Below are 14,997 nucleotides of genomic sequence, written 5' to 3'. Positions count from 1 at the left end.
TTACTTAGCTTGGTCAATGGCTTCCGTTGTAGCATTTGGATCATTCAAAACATCATTCAATGCTGACTGTGCTTCTTGCACACCTGGCTCCTGTGAAACTGGTGCCGTATCAACAGCCTTGGCTTCTGCACGAGCAACCGCATTTTCAAGCGCATCCGTCGCGTCCTTAATTGCCTGCGTCGTGCCTTGATCGTTATCAGCGTCAGTCATCGCCTTATCCAACTTTGCCATCGCATCCGCAACCGCATCATCGGTCGCTACTGCTGTGGTATCAGGTGAATTCAACACGTCATCACCAGCCGTTTCGGCGTCTTCACGATCACTCATTGCTTGGTCAATTGCGTCTTGCAAAGCCTCTTCAGCCGCCGTTTGTTGGTCAGCCGTCGTGTTAGGATCCTTGGCCAAGTCATCCAAAGCCTTTTGGGCATCCTTAACCGCTTGCTCTTGTGAAACCGGTGCCGTATCAATGAGACTCAATGTCACCGTCTTGGTCGTCTTGTTACCAGTCGCATCAGTAACCGTAATCGTCACATCACGTGACTGACCATCCCCAGCTACCAAAGCAGCAATCGTTTCATAGTCCGTCTTAATCGTGCTGTCACCGTGTTGTTGGTTATCAGTCGTGCTGAAGCCAACATCAGCCAAGAAGGTTGCCTCATCAGCTGGCATGCCGGCCTTTGAAGTCGTCAATGCGGTCTTGGTTGTCGTAACCGTTGGCGCCTGCACATCTCGGTAAACATAACGAACCTTTTGGTCCACTGCTGTATCGTCATCAAAGTTGACGTTATCAGCCGTATTATCAACTACCTTACTGTATCCGGCAATTTGTTCATCCTTCACCAAATCAGCATCTTGGTAATTAACCGTTTCGTTTGTCACACCATTCAACGTGTGGCTGGTTACACCCGTGTCTGATGTCAACGGACGACCAACTTCATCAAAGAACTTAACGTCAACCGTTTGTGGCAATGGCGTGTATGTGATAACCGTTGCCTGTGAAGACTTGTCGGTATCTGCCGTTGCATCATAAACAACCGTGTAAGTTGCGGTCTGCTTGTCATCTGACAATGACCACGTCATGCCATCAGCTGCCGTAATATTCGAAATTTCGTAACCAGCCGGTGCTGTGATTGTACCTGACGTTTGTTGATCAGTCTTACCATTCAACGTTTCATCAGCTTGTGGGAAGGCTGGCGTATTGGTTGCGCCATCCGCATATTGTTGCGTAATCGTGGCCGTTTGGTCATCAGCAACATGCGTAATCACAAACTTTTGTACGTCAGAATCCTCACCAGAACCATTGTTAGTGTTATCGAAGTTTGACGTTGCAGCCAACGCTTCAGCCATCGTGTCGTACTTTGAGCCATCATGACCAGTTACCGTGTACGTATATCCTGGCGTTGCCCCATCAGCATCCGTGTAACCAGTTGGGGCATTAATCGCGTCCCCAGTCAAACCATCAACTGCTTCGCTCTTGGCACTTACTGACGTTGCCCCATCTGGCACGTTAATTTCAAATTGGGCTTGTTGCTTTGATTGCGTCAACGTAATATCCGTGTTCTGTGGCGCCGTATCAGTACCATCAGTTCCCGTGTTCGTTGAATCATCAAAGTTTCCATCCAATGAAACTGTCTTACCATCCGTCGCAATGTCAGCCGTAATACCTGAAGCTGTCGACACCGCACCACTAGCAACGTAGTAACCTGCCGGTGCCGTGTACGTGTAACCGTACGACTCAGCCGTCTTACCGTTCTGCGTATCCGTTACCGTCGTTGTGCCATCTGGCATGTGTTGGGTAACCGTTGCCGTTTGGTTCGTTGGTGCCAATGTGATGACCAAATTTTGTGGCTTCTTATCAGTCGTTTCATTACCGTTGTCAGTATCGTCCATAATCAACCCGTACGTCACCGTATCGTGTTGGTCGTTGGCATATGTCACGCTATACGTGTCACCAGCGATTGCGACAATATAGTAACCAGAAGGCGCCTTAATCGTGCCTTCACGGGTATCGCCAGTGACACCAGCAACTGCAATTGGATCAGGTGTTGTTGGTGAGCCGATTGCACCTGAGTAAACAAAGCTAATTTGACCAGATTGACTAGCCGGAGCCAATTGCAACGTAAAGTCTTGCGCAGCACTATCTGAAGCGCTGGCGTTATTCGTGTTGTCATACGTAAACGTGAACGTTGCCGTACGGCCATCCGCCGCAACACTGGCGCCAGATGGCTGACCAGTCGCTTCAAAGTAGTATCCTTCAGGTGCCGTGTACGTTGATGTGTAAACACCACTCGTCACACCGGCTGCTGCAATTGACGACATTGGGGCACCGTCAAAGCTAATGTTGGCTGATTGATAATCGGCCTTGTAACTCACAATGAATGATTGTGCTGATGAATCTGATTGACCATCCCCGTTGTTAGTATTGTCATAAGCCGCCTCAGCTGCAACCGCCGCTGACAAGTTTGCATACGCTTGTGTTGTACCATCACGTCGTACAGTCGACACATTGTATTGATAACCATCAACAGCCAAATCAGCATCGGTTGTCGCATATGAGATTGGTGCTTTGGTTACACCGCTAGTCGTTTCAACCGCTGATCCGGCTGAAATTGGTGAATCGCTACTTACGACCAATTGACTCTCTTGGTATGAAGGCGTTGGGTTAATGACGAAACGCTTAATTCCCGTATCAACCGCATCAAAACTATTGTTGTCCGCAACCGCTTCATCCAATGTCGCATAGACCTTTGGTGAACCAGTTTCATCTGTCACCCAAGTACCATCGGCGTTTTGCACTGTCACGTTATACGTGTAACCATGCGTCATTTCCATGCCATGCAACGACTCATCGGTCGTCTTCAATCCAAGCGCTGCCCCGGTATCACCGGTCACTTCTTCAAGCACTCAACCTGAATACTCATCGCCAGTCTCACCAACGACAACTTCAGCCGTTTGCGTAATAGCTGAATACTCAACCGTATAAGTTTGTGGTGCTGCATCGGAATCTGTGGCGTTGTTCGTGTTGTCATGCAAACCGGTGTTTCCAGTCAAAGCTGATGCCAACGTGTTATACGTGTTGCCATTTGGCGCCTTCACAATGTAACGGTAACCATCGATATCCAATGCTGAATCGTTCGTTGCAAACGATACCTGACCACTCGTCACACCAGCAGCAGAGTCAAGCGTGACACCACTACTGATTTGCGTTGCGCCACCAATCACCAAGTTAGCTGATTGGTAATCAGCGATATATGACACCGTAAAGGCTTGTGGTGCTGCATCAGAAGAACCCGTGTTATTCGTGTTGTCATAAACCGTGTTTGCTGCCATAGCTGCTGACAAAGTGCTGTACGTCGTCGCACTGTCAGAACCCATGTAGACCACATAGCGATAACCACTACGAGCCAGCGTTGCATCGGTGTTTGAGAAGGCAATTGCACTACCAGTCAAACCAGATGCGCTTTCAATTGTCTTTCCCTTTTGAATTGGTGAGTTAGCAGCCCCGACAATCGTTGCTGCTTGGCTCATTGGCGCATAACTAATCATGAAGTTTTGCGTCTCAGTATCTGAGTCATCCGCATTACTTGTGTTGTCGAACGTTGTATTTGCTGATTGTGCTGCAGCCAACGTTGCATACCACTCGCCATCTGGTCCCATAACACGGTATGTGTATCCAGAAACCGCCAATGACGCATCAGCAATCGAGAATGGCATCTGCGTCGCCGTACCACCTGAAATTGAAGCCAACCAACTACCAGCGCTGACTGGTGAATCTGATGTCACACCCAATGATGCGCGTTGCATGTCAGCCGTGTAGTTAACCGTAAACGTTTGTGGCTTACTGTCAGTCGATCCGGTGTTATCCGTGTTGTCATAAGCGCTGTTTGCAGCAATCGCTTGAGATAGCGTGCTGTATGACGTGCCATCCGGGCCGCTAACTGTGTAGTGGTATCCCTGCGTGTACAAGTAACTATCCGTCACCGTGCCAAACGCAATCGCGCCACTCGTCGGACCAGCTGCTGAATCAATCACTGATCCAGCGCTGATTGGTGATTCCAAACCAACTGTAACCTTAGCTTGTTGTGAATCTGCCTTATATGACACGCGGAATACTTGCGCTGATCCATCAGACGTTGCCGTACCATTGTCAGTATCGTCAAACGTACCGTTGGCAGCCATTGCGGCCGTCAATGTTGCATAACTTGAACCATTAGCCGCATAAACCACATACGTGTATCCTGGCACCGCTAGTTGACTATCCGTCTTGGCGAATGAAACAGCACCCTTCGTCACACCAGCAGCTGAAGCCAATGATGAATTGGCACTGATTGGTGAATCGGCATCCACAACCAACGCAGCTGATTGGTAAGCCGCCTTATATGACACCGTGAAGCTTTGGATTGCTGAATCGGTGCTACCTGTGTTCGTCGTATTGTCAAAGATTGAGTTTGCAGCAACGGCTGATGACAACGTTGTGTACGTCTTGCCATCAGGTCCCGTGACCGTGTACGTGTATCCAGCAACCGCCAAACTTGCATCAGAAGTTGCAAAACTCAACGCCCCTGACGTCACGCCAGTAGCTGAATCGACCTTTGAGTTAGCCTTAATTGGTGACGTACCAGCCACATTGACCACGGCTGATTGACTAGCCGCCTTATAACTAACCGTGAACATATCAGGGTTAGCATCAGATGTGCCTGATGCCGTGTTGTTCGCGTTGTAGTATGAGTGCGCTGACAAAGCTGATGACAACGTTGTGTAGGCCGTTGAATCACTACCATACTTAACAGTGTACGTATAACCGCTCTTGGCTAGTTGTGAGTCCAATGTTGCGTATGACGAATCAGCTGTAAATGAGATAGCCGATCCCGTTGAACCATTAGCTGACAAGGCCGTTGAACCCGCACTAATTGGTGAATTTGCATCCACCACAACTGACGCCGCCTGACTCATTGGTGCATACAAGACAACGAAACGTTGGGCCGCCGCATCGGTTGTACCTGTGTTATCCGTGTTATCGAACGTGCTGTTGGCTGCCAAAGCTTGTGACAGCGTTGAATACCAAACCGTGTTGTTCACGTCATAACCGTATCCAACCGTGTATGTGTAACCAGACGTAGCCAAATCAGCATCCGTGACCCCAAATGACATCGCTTGGCTAGTCACACCTGTAATATTCGCAACTGAATACCCCGCCTTAACTGGCGAATTCTGTTGGACACGAATATAAGCTGATTGGGCATCGGCTGTATATGACACACGGAAAGTTTGTGCTGAAGAGTCAGCTGATGTCGAACCGTTTTCAGTGTTGTCATACAAGCTATTAGCCTTCACTGCTGCCGTCAACGTTGCGTATGAATCACCCTTCGGACCGTAAACCACGTATGTGTATCCAGACTTCGTAAGTTGTGAGTCAGCCGTACTAAAGGCCAATGATCCACTCGTCACACCCGAAGCAGATTCAACTGCTGAGTTAGCTGAAATTGGTGACGCACTGTCGACCACCAAATTAGCTGCTTGATATTGTGGCTTATAAACGTATGTGATGACCGAATCCAAGTCAGCATCGAACAAACCATCAGCATCTGAATTATTATCTGGTCCTACCAATGTATAACCAGCAATCGTCATTGACCCATCTGGAATCTTTGAGCCGACATAACCATTGGTTGATCGAGCCGTGCTAATCACCTTACCGGATTGATCAACGTAGTTATACGTGACCTTCGCCGTCATCGGTGCATAGACAACCTTGAAACGTTGCACCTGCGCATCAGTCGTTGCATTGGCTGCATTTGACGTGTTGTCATACTTGTTAGCCGCCGCGGCTGATGTCAAAGTCGTATATGAATTAATAACACTACCAGCTGAATTCAATACATTAACAACATACGAGTACCCGCTCTTGGCCAACTGTGAGTCAGTCGTTTTGAATGAAATAGCTGAGCTAGCAGGCCCGTTAGTCGTTTCGTTAACAGCTGAGTAGCTCAAAACTGAGTTACCTGAATTGTCGGCTGAATCCGTAAACAATGAGGCATATTGATTTGTCTTATACGTCACCACAAAGGCTTGTGATGATGTATCTGAATTACCTGAATTTGATGTGCTGTCATAACGTGGGTGCGCTGCCACAGCTGATGACAACGTTGTGTACGCCGTTGAGTCTGGCGCATCCGTACCGGTGTACTTAACCGTGTACGTGTAGCCCGCCTTCACCAAACTTGTATCGTTGGTTGCGAAGCTAATCGTGCCACCCGTTGTGCCACTTGCTGACGTAAGTGTTGAACCAGCTGAAATTGGGCCATTTGGATCATACTTAACTGCCGCTGCTTGGTAAGCGCCGACATAACTAACCGTGAATACTTGGGCTGATGAATCAGTTGTTCCCGTATTGTTAGTTGCGTCGTAGATTGCGTTGCAGCCACGGCTGATGACAACGTGGCATACGTTGACCCGTTTGGTCCCTTTACCACATATGAGTAACCAGCCGTCGTCAAATTAGCGTCGGTGTATGGCAATGACAACGTGGCGCTCGTAGCACCCAATGATGATGCCAAAACTGAGCCAGCCTTCACTGGTGAATTAGAATCGACCACCAAGCTCGTTGTTTGCGTCGCTGGTGTGTAATTAACCGTGAAATATTGGTATGACGCATCTGATGAAGATTGAACGCCATTCACCTTGTTATCCGTATTGTCGAAAGAATTAGCTGCAACAGCTGAATCCAAAGTTGAATATGTCACGTTGTCTGGACCAGTAACGGTGTATGTGTAACCTGACTTAGGCAAGTTACTGTCCTTAGTTGCAAAGTTAATCGCATTACCAGTTCGGCCACCAGCGGCGTCCTTGTATGCTGATGTACCAGCTACATATGAACCATTCGCGTATGAATAATCACGCGTGTACAAATAAGCGCCTTGATAATCTGGCACATACTTAACCGTCCACGTTTGTGGTGTCCCGTCAGATTGCACACCGGCAGAATTTGACGTACTATCCCACGCATTCGTGCCGGCTGCATACGCAGATGACATCGTTGAATAGTTGCTACCGTTTGGATCAGTGATGTAGTAGCTATAACCTGAACGAATCAATGAAGCGTCCACAATACTTTGCGCAACTGTCGCGCTACTTCCCAATGGATTGTCTTGATCAACGCTCCAGTATGACGTAATCACATTTGAACCACTCCACAAAGCTGGCGTGTCAGTTTGAATGATTGACTCTTGATATGGCAAAGCCGTGTACGTGATTGTAATCGTGTTGTTGGCCGCCGTTTGTGACACATTCACATCGGTTGCTGATGAAACCTTGTAGCCACGAATCGTTGGTGCAGCAAATGCATAGTCTGCCGTACCAGCTTTAGCTTTTGGTGAAAGGCCCGTAATACCAATCGTGTCGTTAACGGCTGCGATAAAGCTCGTCGATGGCTTAATCGTGTTACCGTTTGTATCCACATACTTAACCGTCGTGGTTCCAGTAGCAAACGTACCCGACAAATTATCAATTGAGGCAAAGTTATCGGCAGCCTTCTGTCCATTGGCAGCATTAACACCGATTGAAAAGGCCTTTGGCGCAACCAATGTAATGTTAGATTGGTTAGTATTAATCGTCCATGACTTTCCAGACGTATCCTTCAAGGAAGCCGTAATATACGGACCGCCACCAGGTCCGCCTGTTGGCCACCAAGTCATCTGGTACTTAACGGTTGTTTTCCATTGCGTCAAATTTTGACCATTGGTATACATGGCAGCTGGTACGGACGTCAAATTACCTGAGCTATCTGTCGCACGCAAGGCACCAAACGGACCAGCTGCTGGATCACCTGAATTCTGATAAAAGTCCAACCCCAAGACATAGGCATTTTTAAATCCTTGAATTCCAAGTCCACCACCACCGTAAGACATGTTATAGTCCGAAGCCATCTTACCTGGATCCGTTGGTGTCAATACCAATCCAACCCAGTCAGACCAATTACCATTAGACGCTAGATTATTGTTTCCTGTACTTGTATCAGGGTGGAAATAACCATCAAACGTAAACTTTTGTGACGCGTCAAATTGACGATTGATATAGTAATATCCAATTGTATTTGAGCCATTGGCCGTCAATTTTGCATAATTTTGACCGCCCGGATCTGCGACCGAACTACTTTCAGCAGACCAAGCCGTTCCGTTATACGTTCCTTTTCCTGCATACTCATCGTGATCTGTAATGCCGGAAGGCCCCCATACAACATAGCGACTTGCGCCCGAATCCGTATCCGCGTCCGTCACGGTATCGATCGTCATCGTTGACGTTGTTTGTGCAGCTGACGCCTTGGTCATCTCTTCTCCCAGACGCGTTAACATCTTAGGCGATGAGGAAACCACTCCCACTGAAAGCGCAGTTAGTCCTGCAGCCACCCAGAACTTACCGCTTTTATACATCTTCTTTCTTGTTTTTGTTTCACCCATAGTAAATACCCATTTAACTTTCCTAAAGTGAGAGATTGTTACATTTTTGTGACAATCTACATTTATAGTGCAAGTTTAACAAGTTAATTACGCTTTTGCTGGGTTAACGATTTGAACAAATTTTCACTAAATAGTTTCTTAAAAACCTTTTATATCGACATTGTTAGCGCTTTCTTATTTTTAGAAAGAGTTCGGTTTCATTTCGCATATTTATGATATAGAAAACTATTGAAGCACAAAAAAGAGACCTCTCTCACTAAATGAGTGCAGGTCTCTTTCTGTTTAAGCGGACCACCACGTACCGCTTAAACTCCTTCACCGTATCATGTTAACAGGCACCACCCCGTTAACAATCCCCATACATCGAGGTGTCCAAGCCTCGATGCGTTTTCCTCCGATCACATGTGGGTCCTTCACCTCCCACATGCGACCATTACCGGACAGCAGGGCATCGCACCCTCCGTAAACGGCAGTCCTAGGACATCACTCCTCGACTAACTGCATCCCCGGCAACATTTCAATTATAGCATATCGCGACCGGCTACTTCCGTCTTAACGGAGGTAGAAAATCGTGTCAGCACTCAATCCTGTCTTGGTCATCACTTCAGGCAAAAGTGGCGCCTTAATTTCAGTATCGGCCACAATTTCAGGTAATTGTTCAGCCGTTAAACCGGTCACGGCCAACGCTTGCACATCCCACGTCTTGTGGGCGACATTGTAGTAGCCAGTACGAGCTGCCAGCGCTTCATCAACAATGTTCAAACCGAACAAACGGTATGTCACATATTCAAGCACACCCATGAAGTGCGCTGCATTAGTGTAAGCGTCAGGACGCTCGTTCTTCATCCACAACGTCAACACAAGTGGTTCTGTTGCCGTCATTGGCAAGCCCGTCTTGCGTTGCAATTGACCACCGATACCGTTAATCATCAAGGCGTCAACGTACTTCGCCGCGCGGTTATCGCCACCTGACACAACGTCAGTTAGCGGCGTGAAGTTTTCATCCAATGCCATCCAGCCGTTCGCAATGCCTGTTGCAAAGCGGACTTCAACAATCTCATCATACTCACCTGGCAAATCAGCACGCATTGCAGCTAGTGAATCAACCAAGGTGTTCACGATATTATCGGGAGTCACTGGGTCAGTTGAAAATGCCATCCCCTCATATGGGAAGTGCATGACCTTTTGATTTTTATTTTCATCGATCAACGTTGCCACAATATCAATTGCAGCCATATCAATCATCACTGTATATTTCATCGGCCTACATCCTCTAAGTTAATACCCAAAATTATACACTAAAACAAAAGCACCCGACAGTTTCCTGTCGGGTGCGCTCTCACAATCTCATCTCATGTAGCACAAGATGACAACACTCAAGAATCTCACAACTTAAGCATTGGAACCACGCATATAGTCATCAAAAATGGCTATTAGTTCCTGCCATGGGTCCTCCCCGGTGGCAGACGCAGCGCCAAAGGTCGATAGGGCGACCAACAGCGGCGATTAAACTTGTGGTTTATTTTTTTATTTTGTGGGTCTCACAAAGTAATTAAGCGGGGGAAGCCGTTTTATTACTTAGCAGCGTCCATTGCGTGTCCACCGAAGCCGTTACGCAAAGCTGAAACAACCTTACCAGTAAACGTGTCTTCTTGTAGTGAACGGTAACGCATCATCAATGACAATGCGATAACTGGTGCTGGAACTTCCAAGTCCAATGACTCTTCGATCGTCCACTTACCTTCACCAGATGAGTGCATACGACCTGAGATAGCTGACAACTTAGGGTCCTTAGCAAATTGCTCTTCGGCCAATTCCATCAACCATGAACGAACAACTGAACCGTGGTTCCACAACTTAGCAACGGCTTCGTAGTCGTAGTCGAATTGTGATGCTTCCAAAACTTCGAAACCTTCGGCGATGGCTTGCATCATACCGTATTCGATTCCGTTGTGAACCATCTTCAAGTAGTGACCTGATCCCAAACGACCAGTGTATAGGTAACCGTCTTCCAAGGCGATTGACTTGAACAAAGGCTCCAAAGTCTTCCAAGCTTCAGCGTCGTCTCCACCGATCATGAAGTTTCCACCGTTACGTGCACCTGACATACCGCCTGAAGTACCAGCATCGAAGAACTTGATACCAGCAGCAGTCGTGCGCTTGTTTTGCTCCAAGTTATCCTTGTAGTTTGAGTTACCACCGTCGATGATGATGTCGCCTTCGTCCAACTTCTCGATCAAAGTATCGATAGTTGAGTTCGTAGGAACACCGGCTGGAACCATGACCCAAACAACCTTTGGTGATGGCAATTGTGCCAACATGTCATCCATATCAGTAGCTGGTGATACCAAATCTGAGTATGCGTCAGCTTCCTTAACAAAGTCTGCGTTCAAGTCAAAAGCAACAACTTCGTGACCGTTATCTGCAGCATTCTTTACCAAGTTCAAGCCCATCTTACCAAGGCCGATCATAGCGAACTTCATTTGAGTTACCTCTTTTTTTCTTGTGCTTTTTTTCTACATGATTATTATAATGCAAAAGTTTTTCACTTTGCAACCCTTTTGTTGTAAAATGTTTTCATATCCAAAATACGGTACAATAGAAAATAGACAGAACGTTGTTATGTCAACGTTTCCCGATTCTAAAAATAAAAGGAGTTTGACATGGCACAATCAGGTTTTGCGCGTATTCGTTCAATGCGTGATCAATTATCTGGATCAGATGAAAAAATCGCTGGCTTTATCCTAGCCAACCCAGAAGAAATTCGTTCCTTAACAATCCAAGGGCTCGCGAATGCGGTCGGACTTTCAACCGCTACGATTTCCCGTTTTGTTAAGCGTGTCGGCTTCGGTTCATTCCGTGAGTTTTCACTCAGCTTAGCCGTTGCCACGCAATCAGACGATACGTTCTTTGGTGAAATCGACGAAGAAGACGATACAACTGAAATTGTTCAAAAGGTATTCAGTGGTGCAACTAACGCCTTGGAAGGTACCCTATCAATGATTAACAGTGACGATTGGGCAACGGCTACTAAGTGGTTAGTCGAAGCTCGTCGCGTTGGTCTATTTGGTATTGGTGGTTCATCAATCGTCGCCTTGAATGGTTATCACAAGTTGTTGCGTACGCCTTTGGATGTCGAACAACACCCTGACTACGACGTGCAACTGATGCAAGCCGTTCGCATGAGCGCTACTGATGTTGCCATCGTGGTATCACACTCAGGTCGTAACCACGACACGCTAACGATTGCACGCCAACTTAAGAACAACGGCGTCAAAATTATTGCCATTACTGCTTATAAGCAATCTGAATTGGCCAAAACAGCTGATCTAGTTTTGGCCAGTGCCGCTGAAGAAGTCAATATCCGAAGTGAATCAATGTCATCATTGATTGCTCAAATCACAATTATGGATAGCTTGTTCACCCTTGTCGGGGTGCAACTTGGTGATAAGACCCAACAAGTGGTTGATCACATCCGTACCGCCATTGAAGGTACGCGTGAATAGTAAAAATCGTCCAGCGCAGCATTGCGTTGGACGATTTTTTTAATGTAATTGTTCAATTGTTAATGCCTGTAAGTCAGTCAACCAAGTCTTTGTTGCCTCATCGACATCATCAGGCATGATAAATGGCGTCGTCGAATACACTGTCACAACATTGGCCCAATTAATGGCACCATCCTGCAAGAATGATCGCTTTGTGTCAGCAACCTGTTGTTCAGTCACGGCTGCCAAACGTTCAGGCATCGTGGCAAACATCATCAAAAACCAATTAATGGCCAGTTGCTGGGCAATCTTTTCAGGTACATCAGTCACATCATCAGTAACTATGATGCGCTCATTCAACGGCACAGCAGGAACTTCTTTGTTCAAGAACTTTTGTGTACGTGGCCATTCCGTTGCCAACAAGGCATAGAATTGCCAAGGTACCTGATTCGCAATTTGGCCAAGCGTCGTCACAAACAATTTGTCTAGTGACCACGTTGTGCCAGTTGCATTATCAAGCAAGGTCATCAATACGCGTTGCATCGTCTCCTTCATCAAAGGTGCCAAACGTGCATTTTGCGTTAAGTGATAACGAACAAGTAAAAACTCTCCCACCTTCTCGGGTGTGATTGCTTTTGCTTCTGTCGCCTTAGCTTGTTGCTTAAAATTCTTCAAACGCTTTGCTGAACTAACGCCCGCAAATTGTCCCTGCTTCACCATGTTTTTTTACCACAAATCTTCCGTATAGTTTTGGTCTGGTGCACCCATGATACGCTCACCACGTTGCAAAGCATCAATACGAGCCATATCAGTCGTCGTCAATTGGAAGTCCAAGGCTAAGTTTTGAGCCATACGCGCTGGGTTACCTGACTTAGGAATTACCGCAACGTTGTGTTGGATTTGCCAACGCAAAATAACTTGCGCGATGCTGACACCGTAACGCTCAGCAATGCCTGCCAAAACAGGGTCTTGCAAAACGGCACCACGGCCAAGTGGGCTCCATGCTTGATGTTGAATCCCCAACTCTTCCAAGTATCCGTGTAGGACATGTTGGTTAAAGTATGGGTGCGTTTCAATTTGATCAACTGCTGGCATAACCGTTGCCTTCGTCAACAAACGATCCAAGTGGTGGGCTTCAAAGTTTGAAACACCGATAGCACGTACGTAGCCTTCCTTGTATAGGTGCTCAAGGGCACGCCATGTTTCAAAGAATGGATCAAACTTTGGCCAGTGTACCAAGTACAAATCCAAGTGATCCGTTTGCAAAGCAGCCGTCGTGTTCTTGAAGGCTTGCAACGTGTTCTCATAGCCTTGTTCCTTTTGAGCAACCTTACTCGTCAAGAAATAGTCATCACGCTTCAAACCAGAACCTGCCAAAAAGTCCCCAAGTTCGTTTTGGTTGCCGTACATCGCTGCCGTATCAAACAAACGGTAACCAGCTTGCACAGCCGCATCCATCACTTCACCATATGATAGTGCATCGTTGGCTGCATCCGTACCGAATCCAACCATTGGCATTTCAACGCCGTTATTAAGTGTCACAAATTCCATTGTGTCGTCCCCAATTTCCATAAGAATGCTTACATTTTAGCACTCATTTATGACGTTTTTGCGAAACATCGCGACACCAGACAATTAATCTTAAAATTATGCTACTCATTAGTCAATGAAAGAGGAAACGGGAGTCAGCAATTCGCCAACTCCCGTCTACTTTATTTCTTATTCGCTTTTACGAAGATCCATGACACCACTAACACAACGATAATGGCACCAATAATTGATGGTATCAACGCCATACCTGCTAGTGATGGACCCCAGTCACCTAGAATCATTTGTCCTAGCCATGATCCAACTAGTCCAGCCACAATGTTGGCAATCCAGCCCATTGATGCGCCACGGCTTGTAATCGCTCCGGCAATTGCACCAATAATAGCTCCCACAATCAAAGTCCAAATTAAATGCATAATTAAATCCCTCCTATGTCCTATAACTTACTTTAACTCTATCAACAATAAATTGCCTGTACAACGACTTGGCGGACTGTTCACGCTTTTGTGCAAACGCTTTTGTACGCTACCGTTCATCATGGTACTATGGGGACAGGAGGTGGAAACTATGTTTTTAACAATTTCAGATGCAGCCAAGGATAAGCTTGCTGCTAAGCTAACACCAACAACCAAAATCGTCTTGGATTTTGATGACGGTGTTGGGCCGTTTTCAGATGCTGGGATGTGTACACTAGACGTCGCTTTTAACGTTGTCTTGTGTGAGGCTAAGGATTTAACTAACGATTTTGACACGGTCATCGACAGCGACTTGGGCCCTGTTTACATTAAGGGATATACGAAGGCGCAAATGGACAGCGACATGCGTTTAGATGTTGATAAGTATCTTCGTTATAGCTTGTCAGGTCCGTCAGGGACGCTTGATTCTAACGTCGGATTGCGTGACATTCAAATGGCATAGCAAAAATGGGTACCAGAAATATTCTGGTACCCATTTTTAACGTTCATTTAGTTGTGCTTGTAGTTGCTTAATCTTATTGATTAAGGCATCTTGAATGATTGCCGCATTTTGATCAGCAACCATTGGCTGTGGCGTCATAACAACTGTTTCTGATGTTTGTTGCTTCAATTGTTGGTTCTCAAGTGCTAGTCGATCAATTTCAGCTGCCATTTCTTGTAAGGCACCTTGCAAATCGCCCACTTGTGCTTCGTAAATTTCAGCGCCGGTACGCCACTTGTCTACTTCAACTTCTGTAGCCTTTAGCGCCGTCTCCAACTCGATAATGCGTTCTTGTTCATTCATGACAACTCCCCCTTCAACTGTGACTAAGTGTACAAAAAAACCATCCTCAAGCGAGGATGGTTTTAACTATGCCGACTGGGGGATTCGAACCCTCGACCTACGGTTTACGATACCGTTGCTCTACCAACTGAGCTAAGTCGGCATAACTCCGAATGTCGGGCTCGAACCGACGACAACACGATTAACAGTCGTGTGCTCTACCAACTGAGCTAATTCGGAATAATAAATGCATCGCGACGTCCTATCCT

General features: G+C 46.6%; 11 protein-coding genes, 2 tRNA genes and 1 rRNA gene (1 of these 14 running past the window's edge). 2 read left to right on the top strand and 12 right to left on the bottom strand.

All coding sequences use genetic code 11. From position 1 onward, the window contains the following. The 5 genes from ACAW68_00445 to gnd form a co-directional block, all read right to left on the bottom strand. Positions 1–2,904, bottom strand: coding sequence for a hypothetical protein (locus tag ACAW68_00445; GenBank protein XGA16084.1), 2,904 nt, complete (start codon positions 2,902–2,904; stop codon positions 1–3). Then, positions 2,905–6,216 carry a beta strand repeat-containing protein gene (locus ACAW68_00440; GenBank protein ID XGA16083.1) on the bottom strand — a complete coding sequence of 1,104 codons (3,312 nt, stop codon included), beginning with the start codon at positions 6,214–6,216 and terminating at the stop codon, positions 2,905–2,907. Continuing rightward, positions 6,213–8,456: a KxYKxGKxW signal peptide domain-containing protein gene (locus ACAW68_00435; protein XGA16082.1), complete on the bottom strand. Its 2,244-nt coding sequence runs from the start codon at positions 8,454–8,456 to the stop codon at positions 6,213–6,215. The genes ACAW68_00440 and ACAW68_00435 overlap by 4 nt, the downstream gene beginning before the upstream one ends. Before the next feature lie 552 nt (positions 8,457–9,008). Then, positions 9,009–9,716, bottom strand: a complete 708-nt coding sequence (locus ACAW68_00430; GenBank protein ID XGA16081.1) for an FGGY family carbohydrate kinase — start codon at positions 9,714–9,716, stop codon at positions 9,009–9,011. 314 nt (positions 9,717–10,030) lie between these two features. Beyond that, the gene (gene gnd, locus ACAW68_00425; protein XGA16080.1) at positions 10,031–10,939 is read right to left on the bottom strand and encodes a phosphogluconate dehydrogenase (NAD(+)-dependent, decarboxylating); all 909 of its coding nucleotides are present in this window, start codon (positions 10,937–10,939) and stop codon (positions 10,031–10,033) included. 180 nt (positions 10,940–11,119) lie between these two features. Between gnd and ACAW68_00420 the strand changes: the two genes are divergently transcribed. Next, a complete protein-coding gene (locus ACAW68_00420; protein ID XGA16079.1) occupies positions 11,120–11,962 on the top strand; it encodes a MurR/RpiR family transcriptional regulator in 843 nt (280 codons plus the stop codon). Between the two features lie 39 nt (positions 11,963–12,001). Here the strand turns inward: ACAW68_00420 and ACAW68_00415 are convergent, their stop codons facing one another. The 3 genes from ACAW68_00415 to ACAW68_00405 all read right to left on the bottom strand — a co-directional run bounded on the left by ACAW68_00415 (position 12,002) and on the right by ACAW68_00405 (position 13,905). Next, on the bottom strand, positions 12,002–12,661 hold the full coding sequence (locus ACAW68_00415) for a hypothetical protein (GenBank protein ID XGA16078.1): 660 nt from the start codon (positions 12,659–12,661) through the stop codon (positions 12,002–12,004). Between the two features lie 6 nt (positions 12,662–12,667). After that, complete coding sequence (locus tag ACAW68_00410) at positions 12,668–13,492, bottom strand: aldo/keto reductase (protein ID XGA16077.1); 825 nt, start codon at positions 13,490–13,492, stop codon at positions 12,668–12,670. Positions 13,493–13,653: 161 nt separating this feature from the next. Continuing rightward, positions 13,654–13,905, bottom strand: a complete 252-nt coding sequence (locus ACAW68_00405) for a GlsB/YeaQ/YmgE family stress response membrane protein (protein XGA16076.1) — start codon at positions 13,903–13,905, stop codon at positions 13,654–13,656. A 151-nt stretch (positions 13,906–14,056) separates the two neighbouring features. Here ACAW68_00405 and ACAW68_00400 point away from each other — a divergent pair, with 151 nt between their 5' ends. Further along, positions 14,057–14,407, top strand: coding sequence for an iron-sulfur cluster biosynthesis family protein (locus tag ACAW68_00400; protein XGA16075.1), 351 nt, complete (start codon positions 14,057–14,059; stop codon positions 14,405–14,407). Between the two features lie 36 nt (positions 14,408–14,443). On the opposite strand, the gene ACAW68_00395 is transcribed toward ACAW68_00400, so the two are convergent. The 4 genes from ACAW68_00395 to rrf form a co-directional block, all read right to left on the bottom strand. Further along, complete coding sequence (locus tag ACAW68_00395; GenBank protein XGA16074.1) at positions 14,444–14,749, bottom strand: hypothetical protein; 306 nt, start codon at positions 14,747–14,749, stop codon at positions 14,444–14,446. 69 nt (positions 14,750–14,818) lie between these two features. Further along, a tRNA-Thr gene (locus tag ACAW68_00390) sits at positions 14,819–14,891 on the bottom strand. A gap of 4 nt (positions 14,892–14,895) precedes the next feature. After that, positions 14,896–14,968 (bottom strand) — tRNA-Asn (locus ACAW68_00385). A 9-nt stretch (positions 14,969–14,977) separates the two neighbouring features. After that, positions 14,978–14,997, bottom strand: a 5S ribosomal RNA gene (gene rrf / locus ACAW68_00380) (it continues 97 nt past the right edge of the window).

The organism is Weissella confusa (assembly GCA_041871065.1).
Classification (GTDB): Bacteria; Bacillota; Bacilli; order Lactobacillales; family Lactobacillaceae; genus Weissella; species Weissella confusa_A.
Note: the sequence above shows the minus strand (reverse complement) of the source record. Positions and strands in the feature narration are given on the sequence as shown.

Excerpts from the sequence above, each read along its gene's own strand:
- ACAW68_00435 (XGA16082.1), bottom strand. The coding sequence starts at position 8,456 with ATGGGTGAAACAAAAACAAGAAAGAAGATGTATAAAAGCGGTAAGTTC.
- ACAW68_00430 (XGA16081.1), bottom strand. The coding sequence starts at position 9,716 with ATGAAATATACAGTGATGATTGATATGGCTGCAATTGATATTGTGGCA.
- gnd (XGA16080.1), bottom strand. The coding sequence starts at position 10,939 with ATGAAGTTCGCTATGATCGGCCTTGGTAAGATGGGCTTGAACTTGGTA.
- ACAW68_00420 (XGA16079.1), top strand. The coding sequence starts at position 11,120 with ATGGCACAATCAGGTTTTGCGCGTATTCGTTCAATGCGTGATCAATTA.
- ACAW68_00415 (XGA16078.1), bottom strand. The coding sequence starts at position 12,661 with ATGGTGAAGCAGGGACAATTTGCGGGCGTTAGTTCAGCAAAGCGTTTG.
- ACAW68_00410 (XGA16077.1), bottom strand. The coding sequence starts at position 13,492 with ATGGAATTTGTGACACTTAATAACGGCGTTGAAATGCCAATGGTTGGA.
- ACAW68_00405 (XGA16076.1), bottom strand. The coding sequence starts at position 13,905 with ATGCATTTAATTTGGACTTTGATTGTGGGAGCTATTATTGGTGCAATT.
- ACAW68_00400 (XGA16075.1), top strand. The coding sequence starts at position 14,057 with ATGTTTTTAACAATTTCAGATGCAGCCAAGGATAAGCTTGCTGCTAAG.
- ACAW68_00395 (XGA16074.1), bottom strand. The coding sequence starts at position 14,749 with ATGAATGAACAAGAACGCATTATCGAGTTGGAGACGGCGCTAAAGGCT.